Source organism: Mycoplasmopsis gallopavonis, from assembly GCF_900660635.1.
GTDB classification, from domain to species: Bacteria; Bacillota_I; Bacilli_A; order Mycoplasmatales; family Metamycoplasmataceae; genus Mycoplasmopsis; species Mycoplasmopsis gallopavonis.
Genome location: NZ_LR215031.1, coordinates 499,618 through 523,854, shown reverse-complemented (window position 1 = coordinate 523,854; position 24,237 = coordinate 499,618). Strand labels below are relative to the sequence as shown.

Below are 24,237 nucleotides of genomic sequence, written 5' to 3'. Positions count from 1 at the left end.
GAATGAAAAAATCTATTAAAATACTTAGTTTATTAACTTCATCATCTTTAATTGCTCTTAGTGCTGTTTCGTGTGGACGTGAAGTTTCTACTATTCCGAAATTAGAACAAGATAAAAGATTATCGAACAAAGATTCAATTAAAACATTTGCCGAAAATACTTGATTAGGAAATACAATTGCAAGTCTTTATCAAGTTAATTTAGAACAAGCTCAAAATTATGAAGATGTTTTAAAAGCTTTAATTAATAATCAAAGCTTTGCAAATGATGCTTTAAGAGCTTACAATACTTTTTTAGGTTTACAAAATCAAAAAGAACCTGGATTCTTAGCTAAAAAAATTAATAAATTATTATCAGAAGGTATTCTAAATTATGATGCCGTACTTGAAAATTTAACAACTAACCCTAATTTTGATTTATTAAATGCAGAACAATTTAAATTACTTTATGTTAATAAAAATACAGATGTGGCATTAGAAACAAATAAAGCTCTTTTAGTTTATAAATACTTCTTAATTAATAATGAAGCTGATTTAACTAAAATTGATTCATCTTCATTTAATTCAAACAAAGCAAAATATGATTTAGATTATTTTAATTTAGTGCAATATGCATTAAGCAAAAAATTAGTTCAAGCATGAGGTTATAGTGCTTCTGATGCTGATGCTGTTTTTGTTGAAATGTTCCAAACTATCGAAAATATTGACGCTTACAATGACTTTTTACAAAGTAAAGTGGTTGGAACTAAAAAGATTTATTCAAGTGAATGAATTAACAAAACTAAGCAATATCAGTTAAATTTAGCTGGTTATGTGGGTATTAAATCAGCAAGTGATTTTGCAATTAGTTTTGATTATGAACTTTTAAAACAAGTAACAAATGCTAATGTTTATACAGGTTTTTACGACAATCAATCTCATAAAATTGTGGAAGTAAATGATGATTTAACTTTAGCTCAACCAATTTCGGTTGCAAATGGGAACTCAAAAATTGAAATTAATTACATTAATGTTATTGTTCCAATTGCAAAAGATAAGCAACTTGTAACTGGCAAAAACCAAGATGGTTCTGATAAAAAAGAAACAGTCAAAGTCCTTACTTTTGAAAACACACCTTATCAAAATAACTTAATTGAACTTGCAACCTTACTTAGCGGATATGATTCAAACCTTTATCAAAATGCATTAAATGCCTATGTAAAATTAGGTTATGTATTAACAAAAGGTTCTAATGAATTAGTCAATAAAGCTATTAGTGATTTAACTTTTGTGGAGAAATAATGACTTTATTTGAAAAAATTATTGCTCGTGAAATTCCTAGCGACATTCTTTATGAAGATGATAAAGTAATTGCTATTTATGATATTCACCCTAAACAACCTGGACATTTTTTAGTTATTCCCAAACAAACTAAAGAAAATATTTTAGGTCACGATCAAGAACTAAGCTCTTATCTCTTTTTAAAAGCATTAGAGCTTGCACGAAAATTAGTAGAATCAGGACAAATTTCAGGATTTAAACTTCAAATTAATACAGGCACAAGTGCAGGACAAGAAGTTATGCACACTCACATTCACATTATTCCTTATAAATAAAATAACCAGCTAGAAGTCGACACTTAAACTGGGACACGAAAAGTGGACAAAAAGTTTAATTTACTAAAACACCTCAACACTCTTGAGGTGTTTTTCAATTTAATACTGATTGAATTCTTTCGTTGTTGTATCAAAACACAAAATCATCAATCAGTGATTTTAATTCATTAAAAGTTATTTTTGTAATATCGATTAATTTTAAACATTCTGATTTTAAAATTGAAAAGAAATATTCTGCTTCTCTATTATCTAAAGAATTTCCTACTCTACCCATTGATACAACACCATTGTTTTTCTGAATTAAATCTACATAAGTTTTTGAAGAATATTGGAAACCATGATCAGAATGAGCTATTCATTTTTTATCCATTTTGATTTTAGACATATGTTCTATTACTAGTTCTAAATCATTTCTTTTTGAAAGATTATAATTAACAACAAATTTGCTTTTGTGATCAATCGCAACAGATAAAAATACAAAATTGTTTAAGCAATCTTTTGGTGCAGAAATATAAGTAACATCAGTGGCAATTATTTGGTTTGTCTCTCCGTGATAATCACGATTAACAAGATCTATAAATTTTACGTTTGTGTTCTTTTGTTCTCTATCTATTTTCTTTCTTCTGATTAAACAAAATAAGTTTAATCTTCTCATCGCTCTACCAATAGTCCTATAATTTAGATCTATTTGGAATTTTGTTCTAATATAACTTTCCAATCTTTTTCTACCAAACAAACCCTTATTTTTCTTAAATGACTTAATTATTAATTCATCATATTTAGTATTTACAGATTTTTTTCTTGTTTGCTGCTCTTTAGTTTTTAGATTGTGAATTGTTGACTTAGATTTATTAAAGCATAGGCCCAATTTTCTTGTAGAAAGTGAAGATTTCTTAATTTTAGAAATATCAACTTCAATATTATTTCTATCAAAAGAGTCTTTATAAATTTCTAAAATTTCAATCAATTGTTCCTTAGGCATTTTTTCTCATTCCTTTTTTACAATTTCAATAGGAGTAATTTTTTGCCTTTTTGGTCTACCTGACCCTTTACCTTTTTTAGATGATTTACCTGTTTGCGATTCTATATTTATCATTCCTAAATTATATCTGTTATACTTGAAGACAAAATATTTTTTAGCCTCATTGAATTTTCTATCAAAAAAACTAAAACCTCTGATTGAATAATATTTAAGTTCAAAATCATTTTTTGATATCAAATTATTTTTGTAATCTTCATAACTACCGAATAGTTCTAATCATTCATGTGCCTTTAATTGTCTCATAATACCTCCTAAATATATAAAAACACGAAATATGGTTGTGTCCATATTTCGTGTCCCAGTTTACACTAGCTGGCTTTTTTATTTTATTTTTAAATTGTAATTACACCTAATTAAATTGGAGGTTCAAAATTAGGTATTTAAAATGTGTTATATGTTATTATTTTAACAAAAACGAAAGGAGGTAAAAACTTTGTATTACAAAATCTTAATAAATCGTTTTTTCTAAATCTTTAATATTAAAGTGAAAGCGAAAAGAAAATAAAAAATAAAAATTAAAAATATTAAAGAGGAAAACACCTTAAAGAAAAAAATAAAAAATTACAAAAATTTAAATTAAATTAATATTAAGTTAATCACGAAGTTTAATATAAAGGATTTTATAAACACATAAGAAAAGAGAAAAATAGTATTCAAATCCAAGAAGAATAGATTAACGATTTTTCAATAATAAAAACGAGACTCTAAAAAATAAAATATAATAAAACGAATTTAATTAATAGAAATAATTTTATCTAAGATAGATTTTGAGGTTGATTTTTGAATATATATACAATAATAAAAAGAGATATAAGTATTTTTTAATTGAGTTTAAATTGAATAGTTTTTAATTTTAAAAGGGTCTTTTTTTGGATGCAAAAATATTTTCACATCCGTAATTATTATACTCTTATAGAAAAAGACAGAAATAAAATTGGTAATTTTTCCACATTTAGTAGTCAAAATAAATATTTTAATTTTTTATTAGACTAAAATAAGAGATTTTTCTGAATAAATAATTTAATTTTTTGACTAAAAAAAGACTTTTTTACTTTATAATATTAACACTTAGCTGTCAAGCACTTTTGCTTGACATTTAAAAAGGAGGACAAATGGTAAAAATTAGATTAAAAAGAATGGGAAGCAAATTCAGACCAGTATACAAAATTGTTGCTGCTGATGCTAGAGCACCACGTGATGGTAAATTTATCGAAGCTTTAGGACACTACAACCCTACAACAAAAGAACTTGTTTTAAACAAAGAACAAACAGCTAAATGACTTAAAGAAGGTGTACAACCTACTGTGACTGTTGCTAACTTATTCAGAGCTAATAAATTAACTGAAGAACTTAAAAAATAATGAAAATCAATTTTCTAACCTTATTCCCTAAATACTTTGAACCATTTATTAATGAAAGTATTGTTGATAAAGCAAGACAAAAAGGATTAATAAATTTTCAAGTTATTGATTTTCGCAATTTTAGTACAAGTAAGCACCGGAAAGTAGATGATGAAATTTATGGTGGAGGTCATGGTCTCTTATTGCAAGTTGAACCAATTGATCTTGCTTTGGAGTCATTAAAAAATCGTGGTGGTTACAAAGTTTTGGTTTCTCCGCAAGGAAAAACTTTTACTCAAGAAATTGCTCATGAGTTAGCTACAAAAGAAGAAATTACCTTCATTTCAGGTCGTTATGAAGGATTTGACGAAAGAGTAGTTGAACTTGTAGATGTTGAATTATCAATTGGAGATTATGTTTTAACTGGTGGTGAATTACCTTCGATGGTAATGGCTGATAGTATTATTCGTTTAATCCCTGGGGTAATTAAACAAGAGTCGCATGAATTTGACTCTTTTCAAGGAATAGGTTTACTTGATTATCCACAATATACAAGACCAAGAGAATATAAAGGAATGAAAGTTCCAGAAGTCTTGTTTAATGGTAACCATAAAGATATTCAGGAGTGAAAAACAAAAGCACAATGAGAGAAAACTCTTAGAAACAGACCTGATATCATCGAAAGGATAAAGAAACATGAGAAATAGATTATTAGAAGTTGTTGAAAAGTCACAATTACGTTCAGATTTACCAAGCTTTCAAACAGGAGATAACGTTAAAGTTCACGTAAGAATTCGTGAAGGAGAAAAAGAACGTATCCAAATTTTTGAAGGTTTAGTAATTTCTAAAAAAGAATCAGGAACAAGAGAAGTTTTTACTGTTAGAAAAATTTCATATGGTGTTGGTGTTGAAAGAACTTTCCCAGTTAATTCACCACTTATTGCACACATCGAAGTAGTTCGTTCAAATAAAGTTCGTAGAAAAAGATTATACTTTATGAGAGATCGTAAAGGTAAGAGTGCTCGTCTTAAAGAAATTAAAAGAAACAAATAATTTCCATTTTTCCCAATTTAGAACTTATTTATTTTAAACATAAATTTGTTGAAATAAAAAATCACTTAAAGTGATTTTTTATTTTTCAATCATCGCAAGAAACTCATCTTCATTAATAATTTTAATTTCTAATTTTTGTGCTTTTTCAAGTTTACTTCCTGCATTTTCTCCGATTAATAGGTAGTCGACATTTTTAGAAATACTAGAAAGAACTTTTCCACCATTTTGTAGAATTTTATCTTTAAAATAATCTCTACTTTGACTTAATGTACCTGTGATTACAAAACTTAAATTAGTCAGTTTGGTATCAAGAATTTTTTTAGAGTTTTTATAAATTAAGATTTGATCTAATTTAGTTAAAAGCTCTTGATTTGGAATTTTAGAAACATATTCTTGAAGTGATTCAATAATTTTAGGACCAATTGTGTCTATTTTACTTAGTTCTTCTCAATTTAATGAAATTAGATCACTGAGTTTACTAATTTTTTGAGTTATTAATTCAGCCACTTGTGCTCCAATGTGCTTAATACCAAGAGCAAAAAGAGCTTTTGCTAGTTCGATTTCTTTAGCTTTTTCGATGCTACTTAGAATATTGTCAAGTTTTTTGTCCTTAAAACCACGAATTTCTAAGATCTGCTGACTATATTCTTTTAAGTTAAAAATTGAATATAAATCACTTAAAAAACCTTTTTCAAAAAACAGTCGAATGTAAGATTCACCAAGAGTGATGATGTTAAATGAAGGACGAGAAACAAAGTGGATTAAATTCTTAATTTGTTTTTCCTGACAATCTAAATTTAAACAAAACTGATCAACATTTTCATCGATTTCCTGTAAAAGCGAATTACAAGATGGGCAATAAAGAACTTTTTCAAGCACTCCTTGACTATTTTTGTTCACAAGTGCAATAATTTTAGGGATAATCTCGCCACTTTTAATAACTTTAACATCATCTCCAATATTAATATTCATACTTTCAATAAATTCATAATTATGAAGTGTGGCGTTTTGGACGATTGTTTGATTTAAGGAAATAGGTTCTAATTCAGCTACATAGGTGATTTTACCTGTTCGTCCAACAGTTGTTTTAATTGCTAAAATCTGACTAATTGCTTCTTCTGTTTCGTATTTATAGGCTATGGCATATTTTGGAAATTTAGCTGTACTACCTAATTTATCCCAGTTTTCTACTTCATTTAGTTTAATTACAAATCCATCACAATCAAATTCAAAACTATTTTTTAAATCTTTAAATTCATTAATTTTATTAAAAATAAAATCAAAGTCTCCACTAATAAAAGAGTAAGGATTGGTTTGAAATCCCTCTTTTTTAAGAAAATCTAAGACTTGTTCTTGTGAAGATAAACCAATTAATTCAGGATTTACAAGATCGTATAAAATAGCATCTAGTTCTCTTTTTGCAACAATTTCAGGATCAAGTTGTCTAAGAGTTCCAGAAGCAGCGTTTCTTGGGTTTGCAAATGGTTTTTGCTCAGAAAGAACTAATTCTTGATTTAATTTTTGAAATTTAGTTTTAGGTAAAAAAACTTCCCCTCTAATTTCTAAATAGTTGTGATTATTAATTCTTTTAGGGATTGAATGAATTTGATAAATGTTTTCAGTTACATCTTCCCCAATAACTCCATCTCCACGGGTAACTGCTTTAATTAATTGACCGTCTTGATAGTGAAGTGAAATGGATAAACCATCAATTTTAGGTTCTAAGCTATATGCCAATTCTTGTTTGTTTAAAGCTTTTTGAGTATTTTCAAAAAACTTTTGGACATCATCGAGGTTATATGCTTTTGCAAGCGATAACATTGGTTTTTGATGGGTGTATTTTTGGAATTTAGAATCAGCAAACCCACCGATTTTTAAAGTGGGTGAGTCACTTTGAATTAACTGTGGATAAGCTTGTTCTAATTGTTTGAGCTCAGCTAAGGCAAGATCGTATTCTTGATCAGAAACACTTGGATTATTATCGTTATAATATTCTTTATTTCAAGTATTGATTTTTGAAATTAAATCATTCATTTGGTTTAAAATTTTTTGTTTCTTATTTTGCATATTTCAATTATAGTTAAAGGAATTTTGAAATGAATAAAAAATTCAATATTCTTGTGAGTTGTAGAAAATAAATTACCTTAGTTTTAGAAGTTTTCTTGAAGTGTCTATTAAAAATCTCATTTATAATTATATTTATGAATAAACCAAAAATTATTTTTATTGACTTAGATGGAACAGCAATGGATGCTCCTGCTAAAAAATGATACAATAAGCGTCCATCAAACTATACCAAAGAAGTTATTGCTAAGCTTTCTAAAACAATTCCAGTTGTAGTTGCGACAGGTCGTGGAGTTAATGATACGACTTGAAAAATCATTAATTCATTAAATATGAGTGATTTTATTGCTTGAAATGGTGCACAAATTATTCGGAATAAAGAAGTGGTTCATAAAGAAATTATTCCTGCTTCTGTTATTGAAAAGTTATATCAAGTTTTAACCAAAAATAAATGTTGAATTATTTTTAATTCTAATTTTGATCATTTAACTTTTGTTAAGCGAAATATTTTTAAATGAATTTTAAAATTAAGAAAAACTGATTTAAAACTTTATTCAGAATTTAAAAACGATTTCCCGATCTATAAAGTTCTTGCAAGCGGAGTTAGACAAAAGAAAATTCAAAAAATACATGACGAACTTCGTGAAATTTTTAAAGATGATCTTGAAGTTGCATTTTCAGGGAGCAAAAATTTAGTTATTGAAATCACTAAAAAAACAGCTTCAAAAGGAATAGCTGAGCAAAATTATTGCAAAATGCTTGGAATTGATCCTCAGGATGCAATCCACATTGGTGATTCTATGAATGATGCTTCTGCAAAAGGAAAAGTTGGAAAGTTAGTTGCCATGAAAAACTCAACACAAAAATTAAAAGATATTGCAGATGAAATCACAGAATATACTTGTGATGAGCAAGGACTTGCAAAATATTTAGAACAATTTTTATAAAAAAACTACCTTAGTAAACTAGGACAATAAAAATTAACATTCCTTCGAATGTTCATTTTTTATATTTTTAAAGGAGAAAAAATGGGTAAACATTTTACAGAAGAACAAGAAAAAGAAATTTATAATACATTTTTTCAATTAGGCAAAAAGTATGCAATTGAACTTATGTATAAATATGGTGCAAAAGCAAAAGATAAATATGTGAAAGCAAGATTACGAGGAATATTAAAACATTATAATTGTAATATGAATAAAAAACCAAGAAAGCCTGGAAGTGGTAGGTCAAGAAAAGTGAAAGAACAAGATATAAATTGAGACATTTTTACACGAGAAGATTTAATTGAAATTGCAAAAAGATATAGAGAAATTACAAGAGATAAATTTAAAACAGAGAAAGTTCAAGAGGCATCAAATATTAATATGGCTTCGTATAAACTTGCTATTTTGTTGTATCTTTGTAGACAAACAATATCCAAACATAAAAGAAATAATTTTGCTCCTAGAATTAAATCCAGAAAAATAAAGTACCAAGACTTGATTATTGATTCATTTAAACAAAATAGATCTAAATATGGTAGACAAAAATTAAAATATTTTATCTTAAAGCACTATAAAATAGACATAAACGAAAGAACTCTAGGAAGATATATGAATGCCTTAGGTTTATTTTGCAATATCAGAAAAAGAAAAAAATTAAAAGAAGTAAAGAACACATCTGTCATAAAAGAAAACATTGTGAATAGAGATTATAACGATGTATATAACAGAAATATATATGCTACTGATGTAACATATCTCCCAGCGACAAAAGATGCGATAAACAATAATGTTTATCTTTCAGTAGTGATTAAACATAAAACTAAAGAAATAATTAGTTTTTCTCTTTCCAAATTTAATGATTCAAAATTAATTTACAAAACATTTGAAAATGTTGATTTTGAAAAAAGTTTTATACTACATTCAGATCATTGCTCAACTTATACATCTGATGATTTTTCTCGTTTTATTGAAAATAAAGGTGGAATAATTTCACTTTCAAAAGTAGGAAATAGTTTAGATAATAGAGTTGTGGAATATTGATTTTCAAATTTAAAAACTGAATTAATTAGAGATTTAAATATCAAAGCTATGACTTTGAGTGAACTAGAAAAAGTAATATCTAATTATGTTAATTGATACAACAAATTTAGAATTCAATCATGTCTGAATTAAAAAACCCCATACGAATATAGTACGGGGTTATTCAATTTAATAAATTGTTAATTTTTTCTGTCCTAGTTTATAGAGGTAGTTTTTAAAATTGAATTTTTGCTTCCACATCAGCAGCAAGTTCTTTGTTATCTTGATTTAAATAATAAAGACCCAATTTTTTACTTGTGAGAATATAATTGATTCTTCCACGGTCAATTTTATTAGGATCTGGTTCATTTAAAAAGCTTTGAACTAATTTGGTTTCTTTTTGGATTTCTTCTTCTGTTGGACGAAGTTTTAAAGCTTTTTGAACAAGCATTACTCAAAAGAATTGTGTAATCATTTCTTTAGCTTGTTCTTGGAATTTTGCGAATTCTTCTGGGTTTTGAACATTTTTATTTAATTCGAAATTTAAAAGTTCTGTCGGAATTTCTAATTGAGGATTATTTTTAAATAAGTCTTGTCAAACTTCTTGACTATATTTAAAAAGAGCATCTGAAAAAATTTCAGCTGTAACAGACTTAGCAATTTGATTCTGAACATCATTTAATGATTTAATTTCAGGTAAATTTAATAAGTGAATATTTTCTTCAGTAATTGGCATAACCTTTTTTTCTTTGATTTGATCCACTTCAATAAATAATTTTGTTTCATCTTTGGTAATTTCGGTTTTATCACCTTTTTTAAGTCCAATGATAGCCTTTTCAACCTCTGTGGTTGCTTTTTGGTTGGCAATAACTTGAATTGTCCGATCCTGTTCTAAATCTTTGTTTTTGATTTTTATTTTTAATTGAACAAAATCATTATCTTGAATTGCTCGATCTACATCTAATAAAAATTCATAACTTTTTAAGAAGTCTGTTTGGAATTGCTGAATTTTTTCTTGATAATCTGAATCAACTTGGAATTTTGGTTTGTTTTTTAATTCAAAACTAATTTTTGAAAAATCATCAAAATAATATTTTTTAAGTTCAAATTCTAGTGTTTCAATTGTGGCTTTAATATTTTGAGAGATTGGCATTAATGAAATAATGTTATCTTTAAAAAAGTCTTTTGTAAATACTTCATTGATTTTCATTTCAATATAAGCATTTTGTGCAAGTTCTAAAATTAATTTTTGATTAACTTTACTTAAATCTTTTTCGTGTTTTTTATTGAGGTAATTTAAAGCGTCGTTTTGAGCTTTAATTCATTCTTCACCTTCTAATTTAAATTGAATAATATCGTGTTTTAACATTTTTCTCCTAATATGATTTATATTAATAATTTTACCCTTTTCTTGAATATTTTATTCAAAAAATTAGCAAAGTCAGTGGTTGTTTGCTTAAATAAAAAAATGCATTGCTGCATTTTTTAAAATAAAGTCATTTGATCGGTTTCGTTTAAGCTTTCTAAAACACCTAGTTCATCAATTGTTTTAAAAAGAGTTGAGTTAATTGTGCTACGTTTTTTGAAATCTTCTTTTGATCGAAAATCACTTTCTTCACGTGCTTGAACAATTTTTTCAGCTACCGATACACCAATTCCTTTAATTGAAGCAAACGGCGGAATTAATGCTCCATTTGCTGCATCAATTACTCATTCATTAGCAAGCGATTTTTCTAAATTAATTTTTGAAATTTTAAAACCACGTGCATAAAGTTCACGAGCAATTTCAAGAGTTTGGATTAACTCTTTATCATTAACTTTTTTGTTTTTAATTGCATCTAATTCTTTTAACTTTGCGTTAATTTTTTTAGCACCAAAATCGTTTTCTAAAACTTCTACATCAAACTCTTGAACACGAGTTGTAAAGAATGTTGCATAGTATGCTAATGGGTGATAAAGTTTAAATCAAGCAATTCTTCATGCCATTAAAACATAAGCAGTAGCATGAGCTTTAGGGAACATGTACTTAATTTTCTTCATACTTTCAATATATCAACTTGGGACATTGAATTTTTTAAGTTCTTCTTCTTGTTCTGGTGTTATGCTTTTTCCTTTTCTGACTTGTTCCATAATTTTAAATGAATTAAGCGGATCGACACCTTTGTTAATTAAATAAACCATGATATCATCACGACAAGAAATAACATCTTTAATTGTCATTCCTTGATTTTTAATTAATTCTTGTGCATTATTACTTCAAACATCAGTCCCGTGTGATAAACCTGAAAGAGAAATTAGGTCAGCAAAAGATGTTGGTTTAGCTTCGTAAAGCATTTTTCTAACAAAGTTAGTTCCAAATTCAGGTAAACCAAGAGCACCAGTGATTTCTCCTCCAATTGCTTGTGGAGAGATTCCAAGAGCATCAGTTTCATAAAAGAGTGAAAGAACTTTTGGATCTTTTTTAGGAACATCTTTTTTAACATCTAAACCAGTTAATTTTTCGAGCATCCGAATCGCAGTTGGATCTAAATGACCAAGCAAATCAAGTTTTAAAACATTGTCATGAATTGCGTGGAAATCAAAGTGAGTAGTTTTTCAATCTAAGGAAATATCATCGGCTGGATAATTAATCGGAGTAAACTCTGCAACATCATACTCTTTTGGAATAATGATAATTCCGCCAGGGTGTTGACCTGTTGTTCGCTTAACTCCTTCGATTTTTGTTGATAAAAAGTCGATAAAGTTATTTGAATATGTAAATCCATATTCCTCGCAAGCTTTTTTAATGTATCCAAATCCTGTTTTCGATTTGATTGTAGAAATTGTTCCAGCTCTTAAAGTATGACTATCTCCAAAAAGTCTTTTAACTTCATTATGAACTTCGGGTTGAAATTCTCCAGAGAAGTTAAGATCAATATCAGGAACTTTATCTGCTTTAAAACCAAGGAAAGTTTCAAAAGGTATTGTTTGACCATCTTTAATCATGGTGATTTGACATGAATTACATGTTTTATCATCAAGGTCAAATCCGGATGTAATTCCTTCAATATTAGCAAGTTCAAAATGTTTACATTGCGGACAAACATAATGTGGAGGTAAGGGGTTAACTTCTGTAATTCCTGCCATCGTAGCTACTAACGAAGAACCAACAGATCCACGACTACCAACTAAGTATCCGCTATCATTTGATTTTTTAACAAGAATATGTGAAATTCAATAAATAACATCAAATCCATATTCTAAAATAGGATTAATTTCTTGCTCTAAACGATCTTTAATAATTTTAGGTAGTGGATTACCGTACATTTGGTGAGCTGTTTGATAAACTAGTTCTTTCAATTTGATGTGGGAATCATCAAATTTAGGTGTATAAAGCTTATCATGAATAACTATGATATTATCATCAATTAAATTTGCAATTTTGTGAGTATTGTTAATTACTATATCCTCAATTAAAGCTTGATCTTTTAAGAAACTAAATTTATCAAGCATTTCGTCTGTGGTTGGGAAATAAAGTTGCGGAATTTTAAGAGTATCTGCTTTTGCTTTTCCGTAGTTAAATAAAAAGTGAGCAGTATTACCAATACCTTTTGAATAAACTAATGATTTATAAAAAATTTGATCATTTTGATTTTCATAACGAACATCTCCAATTGCAACAACTGTTTTGCCAAATTTTTGTGCTCTTTGAATTAGTAATTTTAATAATTTTAAAATTTGTGAATAAGTAAAGTCATTTTCATCAATATAGTGTAAAAATGCATCAGGATGAGGAACTTCAATATAGTCAAATCTTTGAATTAATTCGTTTAATTTTAAATCACTTGAATATAAAAGAGCGTCAATTAATTCACTTTTTAGTCCACCAGAACCGATTAATAAATTTTCATGATCTTTTGGTAGATCTTCTCAAAATAATTTTGGTGATTTGAAATATCTTTGAGTTAAAGTTAAACTAGTTAACTCAAAAGTTCTTTAAGACCTTTTTGATTTCTAACTAAAACTGAGATTTGTGAAGAACGAGTTTTTTCACGTAACTCAGTTTGCTCATAGTTATAAAGTGTTTCTAAATCAACAATTCCTAAATCTTTTAAATTATAAATTGCAGTTGCTCATGCCTTAGCAAGAACCTCCGCATCGTAATTGGCACGGTGAGCAACTTCTGAATTATAATCAACACCTAAATTGCGACAAAAATCACCAAGAGCATGTTTAGCTTTATCTTTAAAAATTAATCTTGAAATAACAAGAGAGTCAATAAAAATTGTGTTTGGCAATTCCATGTTATGATCGATAAACTTTTGCAAGATAAAGTGCATATCGAAATTTGCGTTGTGAGCAAGGGCGATTTTGTTATTTAGAATTTGGTAAATCTTTTCAAGACCTTCTTTTTCTGACATTCCCTCTTCTGCAAGCATTTGATCTGTAATGTTGGTTAAGTTGCTTGTAAAAGCTGAAAGTGGAGCTTTAGCTTTCATAAAGAATTGATAAGTTTCTTTGATTGTTCCTTTTTCAACCAAAGAACCCCCAAATTCGATTATATCTCCAATTCTAGGTGAAAGGTGAGTTGTTTCAATGTCAAATGAGACAACGCTAGCTTCAGCTAAATCCACATTTACGAATTTAGGAGTTAAAATAGCGTTATTGTTTTTCTTAATAACATCAAAAGATACTCCATAAATTGGTTTAATTCCAGCTTTTTTAGCAGCTGATGTAAATTCAGGAAAACTTTGAACACTATTTGAATCAATGATTGCGACAGCTGAATGTTCAAAGTTTTTAGCAATATTAACAATATCGCTAGCACTTAGAATACTATCCATAGTATTCATTTTGCTCCGAGTTGAAAGTTCAATTCTTGTTCTATCAGCAAAATCACTACGCTTTTCGATTTTTGAAGAAATTGGACTAATATATTTTGCGTTTGGGACTTGAACATATTTTGAAGAGTCGAAACTATTGACTTTAACTTCACCGGAAATATTAACTCAATCATTTTCTTTAAGATCATTTAAGGTTGATTGAGCACCAACTGCACGAACAGTAACTTTTGTTGCTTCTTTAAGATCGGTTACAAAAAAATGATAGTAATAATTATTTCCAAAGTTTGAAACTTCTTTTTTATAAATCATTGCATCAAAATTGACTTTAATATTAAAAGCCTCACTTGGTAAATTGTTGATATATTGAATTACAACTTTTTCAAAATTAGTATTTTTGTAACTTTGTTTTTGATATCCATCACTTAGAGCTTTTTTACGAACTTGTTCAAAATTGTTATTTTGGTTTTCGGAAGTTTGCTTTTCTTGATTTGTAACAAAGTTTTCAATAACTTTTTGCTTTTCGACCTTAATTGATTCTTCAAGATTTCAACCACCCATATGGTTAATATCAATATCAAAATCAACAAACCCTCACTTAATCATTTCTTGTTTTGAATTCAAGATATTTAAATCTAGTTGATCGTCGAGATTAATAGTTTTGTAGTTAAAAATTCAACGTCCTTTTTGAGTATTAAATTCTAAATGACTTAATTCTTTGAGTAAATGACTTAGTTTTTCAAAATTTTGATCATTTTTAATCATTTGTAAATAGAAGTTTTTAACTTCTTTTTGACTAATATGATATGAATTGGTTTCATATTCAAAATTAAAAATAAAATTTGGTCCAATTTCCTTAATTAAATTTTTGAGTTTTTGGATTTTTTTTCAATCAGGAATTTGAGTAAGAACAATTGTGAAGCTTAAAAAAATTTCATTATTTTCGTCATAGTCTTTTTTGATTTTTGAATCTTTAATATAAGCTTCCTCGAAACCTTTTAAAGATGAAATTTTGCAGTACTCCATTAATTTTTTAAATGTTGGGTCTTTAAATTTACTCATGCTGCTCCTTTAATAAATGTTGATAAATTGTTGTTTAATTTTAATATAAAAATTTTCAGTTCTTAAATATTTTTGTTAATTTAGTTTTTAAAAAATAAAAATTTTGCACAAAGGCAAAATTTAAAAAACAAACGGTATTGCAAATAGTGTTCATAATAGAAATACCGTTGCAATACTATCTAAACGATCGAGAATCCCACCGTGATCTTTTAAGATTTTAGAATAATCTTTAATTCCTAATTTACGCTTAACTAATGAAAAGAAAAGATCTCCAAAAATAGCTGCAAGAGGAGCAAATAAAATAAAGAATAATAATGCGATTCTTTTGACTTGATTTTGGAGTAAATCACTTGCAAGATTATTGGTTGGATTAATTGCTTTTCATGAGAAGATAAAAATAAAGCTAATTAATAAAGCAAACAAGTAACCTATAATTGCTCCTTCAATTGTTTTTTTAGGACTAATTTGTGGAGCAAGCTTGTTTTTGAAAATTTTGTGTCCGAATAATTTTCCACCAAAAAAACCACCAGTATCACTTGCTGTTGCAATTAAAATAGTGAGTAAAATTATTTCTAAACCTTTTGGATTTGTATTTATGATAATGAAAGCTTTTAAAAATACCATTAAAATAGTATTTGCAACTGCAAAATAAATTGTTTTAATAAAAAGCTCTTTGACTAAAATTTCTTTTGGTGCTGTTAAAAAATTAATTAAAAAGAAAACAAATGGCAATAAAGCAATTAAAATTAAATTAACTCCGATTCCATCATTTATAAAAAGATCTTTTAAGGTTCATGAAAACTGACCAATAAGCACTTGCTTAAAATAATTCGGGCTTAGAAATAAGGTCACAAGAGAAATTAGGCTCATTATAAGACTTGTAGTTTTTGCTTTTAAAAAACTACGATTAAGTTCATAAATCATTCAAAATGACATTGCAATATAGATTAATAATGAAGAAATTCTTAGCGATCAAAATAAAGTTAAATTGTTAGTTTTGTTATGAATTAAAAATGAATTTTGAAATAAAGCCAAAATTGCAATTAAAATAATAACCAAAAGAATTGCTGGTAAAAACCTTTTTAATCAAAATTCGTTGTTAGTAAGTGCTTTTGTTTTCATGTTCTCCTTAGTGTTAATTTTTGAAAATTTCAGTTTCAAAAACTAATTTCTATATAATATATAACATTATATTAGATTTTAAAGGGGATTTTGAGATGAAAAAAATAGAAATCGGACATACAAACAATTCTTATCAAAAAGAAGGTAACTTTTTTCAAGAGAAAAAAGTTAATGAATTCAATCATAAATTAGATTATAGTTTACTTGCTAATTTTGATTTTGTACCTAAATTAATTGAAGATAATCAAGAATCAGTAACATGAGAGTGAATTGATTCGCAAGAATTAAAATTCACACCAGATGTTTTAAAACAAATTGCTCAAAATTTCAAAAAATTACATGATTCAAATTTAAAGTTTCCTGCTCGAAATGTTGCTTCACGTGTTAAAAAATATCGTAAAATTTTACAAGATAAAGGTGTAAAAATTGATGTTTTAAATGATTATTACAAACGAATTAATTTAATCTTAAAACATAGTGAAAACAATAGACCACTACACAATGATTTATATAAGGCTAATATTATTTTAGATAAAAAAGGTAAAGTCTTTTTTATCGATTGAGAATACGCTTCAATGGGTGATAAACACTTTGATTTAGCTTACTTTATTACAGGAAGTTTTTTAACTAAGGAAGAAGAAGAAATCTTTTTAAATGAATATGATTCATATTGAGAAGAATATTTATTACAACAAAAAATTTTAGTATATTACTTGACAATTTTATGACTTCATGCTCAACCAATCATGCCTTTTAGCGATCAACATTCAATTGAAAAATTAAAAGAAGCAGTTGCTGAATTTGATTATAAGAAGAAAAACAATTTATTTAGAAACTAAAAGCTCCACTAGAAATTTATTTTTCTATGGAGCTTTTTCTTATTTTTCAATTTAGAATAAATTAATAATAAAATCACGTTTCATTTCTTCAAGAGGTTTGAGTTTTTCGATTGGATTTTTAAGATCAGGTGAAATTAACTGCATAAAAAGATCTAGTTTTTTGACTATTTGTTCTTGTTCTTCAAGCGATGGGAGGGAGATTTCTTCTTGTAAAAGTTTGCTATGTATTAAAGCATTTCTACTTCCTATTTTATTTACGAAATTTCTATAAATATATTTTTGCTTACTAATTAATCAATAATATACAAACTTGATATTAATTAATTCTTTTTGAAAATTTAAAGTTTTGCAATCCCCTGTTGCTCAAATTTTTTCTTCAAAAAAATTTACAAAACCCGCTGTTCCATTTATAGATATGGTTATAGTATTATTATCTCTATTAAAGGAATGATATCTTCCGATAATTTTCTTTCCACCACCAATTACAGGATATTGATAAGAATCTTTTAATTCTCTTGAATGTAAGGGTGTACCTTTTCTTAATTGAATGATTTCTTCTAATTTATATTTTTCATTATTTTGATCTTTTTGAATATTTTCAAAAAGAGAATTAAGATAATATTTAAATTGAATTGTACGATAGTACAGCTCCGCTGACAGCTCCGCTGAATATTCAAATAAACAATCCATAAGACTAACGATTTTTTCTTGCTCTTCAAGCGAAGGGAGGAAGATTTTTTCTTGCAAGAGCTCTTTATAAAGCAATTTAGGTGGTATTGCAGTTTTATTAATAAAATTTTTGTAAATATATTTTTGCTTATTTAATAAGTAAAAATATATAAATTTATTTAATATAAAATTATCTTCATTTACAAAAACACCAACATGATCCGAACTTCAAAAATAACCTTCTTGAAAATCTACAAAACCAGCAGTTCCTTCAACTATTATTGTTGTTTTGTTTTTATTATTAAACCTTTCCAAAAATCCCATTGATTGCTTTCCTCCGCTAATTACGGGGTATCCTACTTTTGAAAGTTCTTTCTTAGTTACTCTTTTACCAATTTTTATATTAGTTATTTCTTCTAATTTATATTTTTGAATTTCTTTATCTCCATTTTCATATCTTTCTTGTAATTTTTGAAAAATATTTTGCAAGTGTCATTTAATTTCTTTTTGACGATATTTTAATTCTGTTTCTAAATCTTGTGTAATATTACTCATTTTTTCCTCTTTCATTTAATCTTAATAATTATAAATTTAATTAGACTTTTTTAAAATTTTGCAAATTCAAAAAGCTAGATTTTCTAGCTTTTTGAATATTAAACAATTAAGAAACCTTTTAAGACAACTTTTACTTGGTTTGTTAAATTAAATCATTGATCAATGTTATCGAAATGTCTTCATAAATAGCTACTAAATGAAACTAAAACAATTATAGCAATAACAATCAGTGCAATAGCAAAATCTTGTCATCTAAGCTTTAATTGACGATATTTAGTTCTTTTTTCATATGGATCATAACCACGAGTTTCCATTGAGTTAGAAAGATCTTCGGCTTTTGCGAAACTAGAAACAAATAAAGGGATGATTAAAGTTGTAAAAGCAACAATTTTATCCTTAATTTTACCGTTTTTAAAGTCAACACCTCTTGAAGATTGAGCTTTCATAATTCTTGTAGATTCATCTAAAAGTGTGGGAATAAATCTTAGTGCAATTGAGATGATCATTGCGACAATATGAACGGGAAAGCGTAGTAATTTAAATGGTCAAAGAACATCTTCGATAGATTTTGTTAGAAGAATCGGACGTGTTGAATTGGTTAAAACTGACATAACCAAAATCATGATATAAATTCTAAAAAACAAAGCAAGAGCACGGTTGACTGCAACAAGCGAAATTCCGTAATAATTTTTTCATTCAACAACATTATTAGAAATTGAATTATAGTAACTTGCATAATCTAAACCAAGTTTTTTATAAATATTTAAAATATCAGTTTGATTGGCATAAAAACTTTCTAGTTCGGATGCTGCTTTAGGAACTTCATATTGAATTGTTTTAGAAGTAGCAAATAACTTTACAAAAACATTTGGAAAGTAATTGACTTTTAAAACTTGTGCAAAATCGATTGTATAAATATTAACAACAAAAATTACTAAGGTAATGATGAATGGAACTTTCATCATTCGAAAAGTTGTGCGTGGACGCTTTGTGATTAAAATGTGGACAACCATTAATGGAAGTAGCAAGATCAAAATTTCAAAAAATGATCCAACGAAGAAAACAAGAACAATGTAAGCTATGGTAATTAAAAGTTTTAATCTAGGATCAAGATTATAGATAAAACCTTTACCAGGAATATAACGACCAAAAACGCTATTCATTCTGTCTCCTTTCGTTTCGAATTCTATTAATTTCTCTTGCTAATTCTTCGAGTGAATGAATTTCACCAATTTCAAAACCTAGTTTTCTAAGTTGATGAACAAATTCTAAGATTTTTGGTGGTTGCAAGTTGTTCTCAATTAATAATTCAACATTATTTAGAACTTGATATGGATCGCCATCCATAATTAATTCACCTTTTTTAAGCAACAAAATTCTTTTAGCACGTTCTAAAATATTATCAAGATCGTGTGTTACATTGATTATTGTTTTTCCTTGTTTATTTAAGTTGGTGAGTATATCTAAGATATCAATCACACCCTGAGGATCTAGTCCGGCAGTTGGTTCATCAACAACAAGCACATCCGGATTCATAGCAAGAAGTCCAGCTAAAGCAACTCTTCTTTTTTGTCCACCAGAAAGTTCGAACGGACTTCTTTCAAGATATTCTTTACCTAGACCAACAAGTTCTAAAACTTCTTCGGCTTTTTTGTAAGCTTCTTCCTTACTCATTCCGTAAGCAATTGGACCAAAAGCGATATCTTCCTTAATTGTTGCTTTGAAAAGTTGATACTCTGCAAATTGAAATGCGATTCCAATTTTTTTACGAATTTGCTTAACTTTTTTAATTTTCTTTTGCGAACTTTTGACAGTTAATTTAGTTAACTCTTGTTCAATTTGATTTGTTTTTTTATTCTTCTTTTCATCATAAAAATATCATTCAATTTCACCTTCAGTTGGTTTTAATATTCCGTTTAGATGCTCAATTAATGTTGTTTTTCCACTTCCAGTAGACCCGATTATACCAACATATTCACCTTGCTTGATTTCAAGATTAATTTTTTCAAGAGCAGTAAATTCTCAAGGAGATTTAGGATTGAATGTATGACCAATATTTTGAATTTTTATTTGCATAATTTTTGTATCAATTCCTCTCTATCATATGTTGGTTCAATTCCGTCAACAAGACTACTTAATTTATAAATAAATGGAGAATCAATTTTAGCAACCTCAATAATTTCTTTGTTATTAAGAATATCCTTAGGCGATCCTTGTGCAATTAATTCACCTTTGGCAAAAACTAAGCAGCGATCAGCAAGAATTGCTTCATCCATATTGTGAGTAATTGAAATTAAAGTTTTTTCTTTATTTTCTTTAATTTCTTTAATAATTTTGAGAACTTCATCTTTCCCTTTCGGATCGAGCATTGATGTTACTTCGTCAAAAATAATAACACTAGGATCAAGTGCAAGAACACTAGCAATAGCAACTCTTTGTTTTTGTCCACCAGAAAGACTTTGAGGTTCTCTTTCTAAATAGTCAAGCATATCAACACGCTTTGCGAATTCAATTACTCTCTGACGCATAGTTTTTGGGTCATAAAGTTTGTTTTCAAGTCCAAAAGCAATATCATCTTCAACGCTTGAACCAATAAATTGATTATCGGGATTTTGAAAGATAATTCCAATTTTGTTTCTAACTTCTTTAAGAGTTTTTTTACTATAAGTAATCCCATCAATTGAAAGGTGTCCTTCTTGTGGTTTTAAAAGAGCGACCAAGACTTTTGATAAAGTACTTTTTCCGCTCCCGTTATGTCCTAATATAGCAACATATTCACCTTTTTTAATTTCAAATGAAACATTTTTGAGTGCATATTTATTTTCATCTAAACGATATTTGAATGAAATATTATTAACTTTAATCATATTTAAATTTTATTAAAATATCATTTTTTTAATATTTTTTAAAGATTATTTTAATTTTGATTAGAATGTGATTTGAAAAGTACTGATAAAACAACTTTCAACAAAGACAAGTATTAGACTATTTTTATTAATATCTCTAATAATTAAAATATAATAATAAAACATTTAGTAAATAAGGAGTTAGTTATGAGTTATAAAGCACTTTATCGTAAATATCGTCCAATTACTTTTGATCAAGTTGTGGGTCAAGATCATGTCGTTCAAACTCTTGAAAATATTGTGCGTTCTCGCAAAATCTCTCATGCATATTTATTTAGTGGTCCAAAAGGGACAGGAAAAACTTCGATTGCTAAAATTTTTGCTAATGTAATTAATTGCATGCATCAAGAAGATGTCACTAAAGCTTGTGAAAAATGCTTAGAAAATTTAAATACATCAGTTGATGTAATCGAAATGGATGCTGCTTCAAATAATGGTGTTGATGAAATTAGAGATTTAAAAGAAAAAGTGGAACAATCTCCACTTTATTCACGTTATAAAGTTTATATTATTGATGAAGTTCATATGTTAACTAAAAATGCCTTTAATGCACTTTTAAAAACATTAGAAGAACCACCGAAACATGCTGTTTTCATTTTAGCTACAACAGATGCTCATAAAATTCCAGTAACAATTTTGTCAAGAGTACAAAGATTTAATTTCCGAAGAATGACAGAAAATAATATTGTCAAACATCTTGCTTGAATTTTAGAACAAGAGAAAATTGATTATGAATTAAATGCTCTTAAAAGTATTGCGAGCCTTTCTTCGGGTGGAATGAGAGATGCTCTTTCAGTTGCTGATCAAGCGAGCCTTTTTGGAAATGGAAAAATCTTAAATGAAACAATTCGTTCTAATTTTGGTGTAATTGATACAAATGAATCAATTTTAATTATTAACAATATAGTTCTTAAAAATGCTTATGAATTAATTTCGAAACTACAAGAGCTTCAAAATGACGGAATTGATCCTTTACAATTAATTTTAAGTTTAATTAGAATTAATAAAGAATGAATTATTGCTTATAAAACTCAAGATCCAAATTTACTTGAATTTTTAACAAAAGAACAAGTCAAATTAGTCAAAATGACTAATTTGAAAGATGCTTTAATTTTATCTGATGCACTTTATCAAATTGCAATTAATTTGAATCGAAGCGAATTTCCGTTTGAAATAATTGAATTAGGTTTAATCAAAGCATTACGAATTTTTGAAAAAGAAAATGAAATATTAATTAATAAAGAAGTTGTCATTGAAAAACCGCAAAAAGAAACTAGTACTCCAAAAGTAAAACTTTCACAACCAAAAACAAATCATCAAAATGTTGAAATTTCGGTAGCTAACACAAATGAATTCAATTCTAGTCAGAGACAAACTAAAACAATAGAAGTACCCTTAGATCTTGATTCTGATTTTAGAAAAAAAGAATTAAAAACAATTACTACTGAAATTGATTCAATTTCAAACCCCAATTTATTTTTAAATAAAGTGACTATCAATCAAAAAGCACAAGAATTCAATCCAGAAAATTCAATTCAAATCAATTCAACCAGTGCAATTTTAAATGAAGAAGACAATTTTGCTAATTATCAACAAATGACACAAGAAATTGAATTAGCGGTGAGCGATTTTTCAGATTATAATCAGGAAATTGATAATCAAGAAACAGGTCAAACAAAATTAAGTGATCAAGTTGCTAATCAAGAAAATCTCGAAGAACAAAAAATATCAAACTATAATTTATCAGAACAAAATAGAAAATCATCAAAAAATAAAGATGAAAAATCTTCGGAAGAACTTGCTAAACTTTTTGGAAAAATAATGATTAATAGTGAAAGTTGACGTAAGAGTAAAATTTATTTAGACGAACTTAGTTTTGCTTTAAGAAGAGCAAAACTTTCGAAAAATAATTATCAAGAAGTAGCTAAGCTTTTTGAAAAGTGTGAATTATGAGCAATTAACACAACTTACATTATGATTGTTGCAAGTTCAGAGACAATTAAAAAATTAAACAAACACAAATTAGATCCAAAATTACAAGGTTTCTTCTCTCATGTTTTTGGAACTTATATGCATTTAATTCTTCTAACACCAGAACAAAAAGAAGAAGTGCGTAACCATTTAATTAAATGAAGATCTAATAACGAATTAAATTCGCAATTAGATCATTTTGAAATTCCTACTAAAATTGAGGAATTAAATAATGATGACGATGAAATTTATAATATTTTTGGTACAAATATTACAATTGAATAAAAATTTTAAATAAGAAAGAAGGTATTTATGAATCCAGCAATGCTTAAAAAATTACAACAAATGCAAAAAGAAATGTTAGATAAACAAAAAGCTTTAGAGGCTCAAGAATTTGTTGTTGAAAAACAAGGAATTAAAGTAGTAGTTAAAGGAGATATGTCAGTAAAATCAATTGAAATTGATGAAGTTTTAGTTGATCCGGAAGATAAAGAACTTTTAGAAGATTTAATGGTAATTGCCCTTAATGAAGCTTTTGAACAAGTTAAGGACAAACAAGCAGAAATGACACCACAAATGCCAAGTGGATTTGGATTTTAATGTTTAATTCAAAAACAATTGAAGAATTTATTGAAAAGGCACGAAAAGTACCAGGAATTAGCAGAAAACAAGCCGAAAAAATTGTTTTTTGAATTTTAAATAGTTCTGAGGAAGAAGTGTTTTCGTTAGCAAGTAGTATCCGGAAAGTTAAAGATAAAATTACTTTTTGTCCAACTTGTGGAAATGCTATTGATCAAGGTGCTTGTCCAATTTGTTCTGAAAATGATCGAGATAATATTTTGCTTGTAGTTGAAAATGTAGCAATTATTGAAAAAATTGAAAAAGCAAAATTTTATTATGGAAAATATTTTGTTTTTAAAGATTTAATTAAAAATGAACAAGATATTCAAAAAGCTCAAATACAAATTACAAATTTAATCAATTATGCAAAAAATTTTGAGGAAGTTATTTTAGGTATTTCACCAAATATTCATGGTGAAATTACTAATAACATTTTGAAAAAGAAATTGCAAGATCATAATATCAAAGTTAGTCAATTAGCAATTGGTCTACCAATTGGTTCTTCTGTTGATTATATTGATGATATTACTTTGAAATTATCATTAGTTAACAGAAGTAAATAAAGGAGAGTTT

Annotated in this window: 21 protein-coding genes; 11 read left to right on the top strand and 10 right to left on the bottom strand. The window is 27.3% G+C overall.

Going from position 1 to position 24,237, the window contains the following annotated elements; translation table 4 throughout:
• Positions 1 to 2 precede the first annotated feature (2 nt).
• Positions 3 to 1,280 (top strand): HinT-interacting membrane complex lipoprotein P60, encoded by a 1,278-nt coding sequence (locus tag EXC53_RS02170; RefSeq protein WP_119572306.1) that lies wholly within the window; start codon positions 3 to 5, stop codon positions 1,278 to 1,280.
• Positions 1,280 to 1,594 carry a histidine triad protein HinT gene (hinT, locus tag EXC53_RS02165; protein WP_119572307.1) on the top strand — a complete coding sequence of 105 codons (315 nt, stop codon included), beginning with the start codon at positions 1,280 to 1,282 and terminating at the stop codon, positions 1,592 to 1,594. The genes EXC53_RS02170 and hinT overlap by 1 nt, the downstream gene beginning before the upstream one ends.
• 55 nt (positions 1,595 to 1,649) lie before the next feature.
• Here the strand turns inward: hinT and EXC53_RS02160 are convergent, their stop codons facing one another.
• Entirely contained in the window at positions 1,650 to 2,924 is a 1,275-nt protein-coding gene (locus EXC53_RS02160) for an IS3 family transposase (protein ID WP_129724648.1), read from the bottom strand.
• Positions 2,925 to 3,748: 824 nt separating this feature from the next.
• Between EXC53_RS02160 and rpsP the strand changes: the two genes are divergently transcribed.
• From rpsP to rplS, 3 genes are read left to right on the top strand one after another with little or no spacing between them, the layout of a single operon-like run.
• Positions 3,749 to 3,997 (top strand): 30S ribosomal protein S16, encoded by a 249-nt coding sequence (rpsP, locus tag EXC53_RS02155; protein ID WP_119572265.1) that lies wholly within the window; start codon positions 3,749 to 3,751, stop codon positions 3,995 to 3,997.
• Entirely contained in the window at positions 3,997 to 4,683 is a 687-nt protein-coding gene (gene trmD / locus EXC53_RS02150; protein WP_119572266.1) for a tRNA (guanosine(37)-N1)-methyltransferase TrmD, read from the top strand. The genes rpsP and trmD overlap by 1 nt, the downstream gene beginning before the upstream one ends.
• Positions 4,673 to 5,029 (top strand): 50S ribosomal protein L19, encoded by a 357-nt coding sequence (gene rplS, locus EXC53_RS02145; RefSeq protein WP_119572267.1) that lies wholly within the window; start codon positions 4,673 to 4,675, stop codon positions 5,027 to 5,029. The genes trmD and rplS overlap by 11 nt, the downstream gene beginning before the upstream one ends.
• A 78-nt stretch (positions 5,030 to 5,107) precedes the next feature.
• On the opposite strand, the gene ligA is transcribed toward rplS, so the two are convergent.
• Complete coding sequence (gene ligA, locus EXC53_RS02140) at positions 5,108 to 7,096, bottom strand: NAD-dependent DNA ligase LigA (RefSeq protein ID WP_119572268.1); 1,989 nt, start codon at positions 7,094 to 7,096, stop codon at positions 5,108 to 5,110.
• Between the two features lie 134 nt (positions 7,097 to 7,230).
• On the opposite strand from ligA, the gene EXC53_RS02135 reads away from it, so the two are divergent.
• Both EXC53_RS02135 and EXC53_RS02130 read left to right on the top strand, forming a co-directional pair.
• On the top strand, positions 7,231 to 8,040 hold the full coding sequence (locus EXC53_RS02135; protein WP_119572269.1) for a Cof-type HAD-IIB family hydrolase: 810 nt from the start codon (positions 7,231 to 7,233) through the stop codon (positions 8,038 to 8,040).
• 48 nt (positions 8,041 to 8,088) lie between these two features.
• Complete coding sequence (locus EXC53_RS02130) at positions 8,089 to 9,252, top strand: IS3 family transposase (RefSeq protein ID WP_129724646.1); 1,164 nt, start codon at positions 8,089 to 8,091, stop codon at positions 9,250 to 9,252.
• Between the two features lie 82 nt (positions 9,253 to 9,334).
• Here the strand turns inward: EXC53_RS02130 and EXC53_RS02125 are convergent, their stop codons facing one another.
• The 4 genes from EXC53_RS02125 to EXC53_RS02110 form a co-directional block, all read right to left on the bottom strand.
• A complete protein-coding gene (locus EXC53_RS02125) occupies positions 9,335 to 10,468 on the bottom strand; it encodes a trigger factor-related chaperone (RefSeq protein ID WP_119571998.1) in 1,134 nt (377 codons plus the stop codon).
• 116 nt (positions 10,469 to 10,584) lie between these two features.
• Positions 10,585 to 13,017, bottom strand: coding sequence for a PolC-type DNA polymerase III (locus EXC53_RS02120; RefSeq protein ID WP_235666639.1), 2,433 nt, complete (start codon positions 13,015 to 13,017; stop codon positions 10,585 to 10,587).
• A gap of 41 nt (positions 13,018 to 13,058) precedes the next feature.
• Positions 13,059 to 14,981, bottom strand: coding sequence for an exonuclease domain-containing protein (locus EXC53_RS02115; RefSeq protein ID WP_129724642.1), 1,923 nt, complete (start codon positions 14,979 to 14,981; stop codon positions 13,059 to 13,061).
• Positions 14,982 to 15,101: 120 nt separating this feature from the next.
• Complete coding sequence (locus tag EXC53_RS02110) at positions 15,102 to 16,103, bottom strand: phosphatidate cytidylyltransferase (protein ID WP_119572000.1); 1,002 nt, start codon at positions 16,101 to 16,103, stop codon at positions 15,102 to 15,104.
• A gap of 95 nt (positions 16,104 to 16,198) precedes the next feature.
• On the opposite strand from EXC53_RS02110, the gene EXC53_RS02105 reads away from it, so the two are divergent.
• Positions 16,199 to 16,942 carry a phosphotransferase gene (locus tag EXC53_RS02105; RefSeq protein ID WP_119572001.1) on the top strand — a complete coding sequence of 248 codons (744 nt, stop codon included), beginning with the start codon at positions 16,199 to 16,201 and terminating at the stop codon, positions 16,940 to 16,942.
• A 51-nt stretch (positions 16,943 to 16,993) separates the two neighbouring features.
• Here the strand turns inward: EXC53_RS02105 and EXC53_RS02100 are convergent, their stop codons facing one another.
• The 4 genes from EXC53_RS02100 to EXC53_RS02085 form a co-directional block, all read right to left on the bottom strand.
• Complete coding sequence (locus EXC53_RS02100; RefSeq protein ID WP_165260996.1) at positions 16,994 to 18,166, bottom strand: restriction endonuclease subunit S; 1,173 nt, start codon at positions 18,164 to 18,166, stop codon at positions 16,994 to 16,996.
• A 98-nt stretch (positions 18,167 to 18,264) separates the two neighbouring features.
• Positions 18,265 to 19,329, bottom strand: a complete 1,065-nt coding sequence (locus tag EXC53_RS02095) for an energy-coupling factor transporter transmembrane component T family protein (RefSeq protein WP_165260993.1) — start codon at positions 19,327 to 19,329, stop codon at positions 18,265 to 18,267.
• Complete coding sequence (locus EXC53_RS02090; RefSeq protein ID WP_119572003.1) at positions 19,322 to 20,242, bottom strand: energy-coupling factor transporter ATPase; 921 nt, start codon at positions 20,240 to 20,242, stop codon at positions 19,322 to 19,324. Before EXC53_RS02090 ends, EXC53_RS02095 begins: the two co-directional genes overlap by 8 nt.
• On the bottom strand, positions 20,233 to 21,033 hold the full coding sequence (locus EXC53_RS02085; RefSeq protein ID WP_119572004.1) for an energy-coupling factor transporter ATPase: 801 nt from the start codon (positions 21,031 to 21,033) through the stop codon (positions 20,233 to 20,235). Before EXC53_RS02085 ends, EXC53_RS02090 begins: the two co-directional genes overlap by 10 nt.
• Before the next feature lie 186 nt (positions 21,034 to 21,219).
• Between EXC53_RS02085 and dnaX the strand changes: the two genes are divergently transcribed.
• From dnaX to EXC53_RS02070, 3 genes are read left to right on the top strand one after another with little or no spacing between them, the layout of a single operon-like run.
• Positions 21,220 to 23,328, top strand: coding sequence for a DNA polymerase III subunit gamma/tau (gene dnaX / locus EXC53_RS02080; RefSeq protein ID WP_119572005.1), 2,109 nt, complete (start codon positions 21,220 to 21,222; stop codon positions 23,326 to 23,328).
• Between the two features lie 27 nt (positions 23,329 to 23,355).
• Positions 23,356 to 23,643: a YbaB/EbfC family nucleoid-associated protein gene (locus EXC53_RS02075; protein ID WP_119572006.1), complete on the top strand. Its 288-nt coding sequence runs from the start codon at positions 23,356 to 23,358 to the stop codon at positions 23,641 to 23,643.
• Positions 23,643 to 24,227, top strand: a complete 585-nt coding sequence (locus EXC53_RS02070; RefSeq protein ID WP_119572007.1) for a toprim domain-containing protein — start codon at positions 23,643 to 23,645, stop codon at positions 24,225 to 24,227. Before EXC53_RS02075 ends, EXC53_RS02070 begins: the two co-directional genes overlap by 1 nt.
• The last annotated feature ends 10 nt before the right edge of the window (positions 24,228 to 24,237 follow it).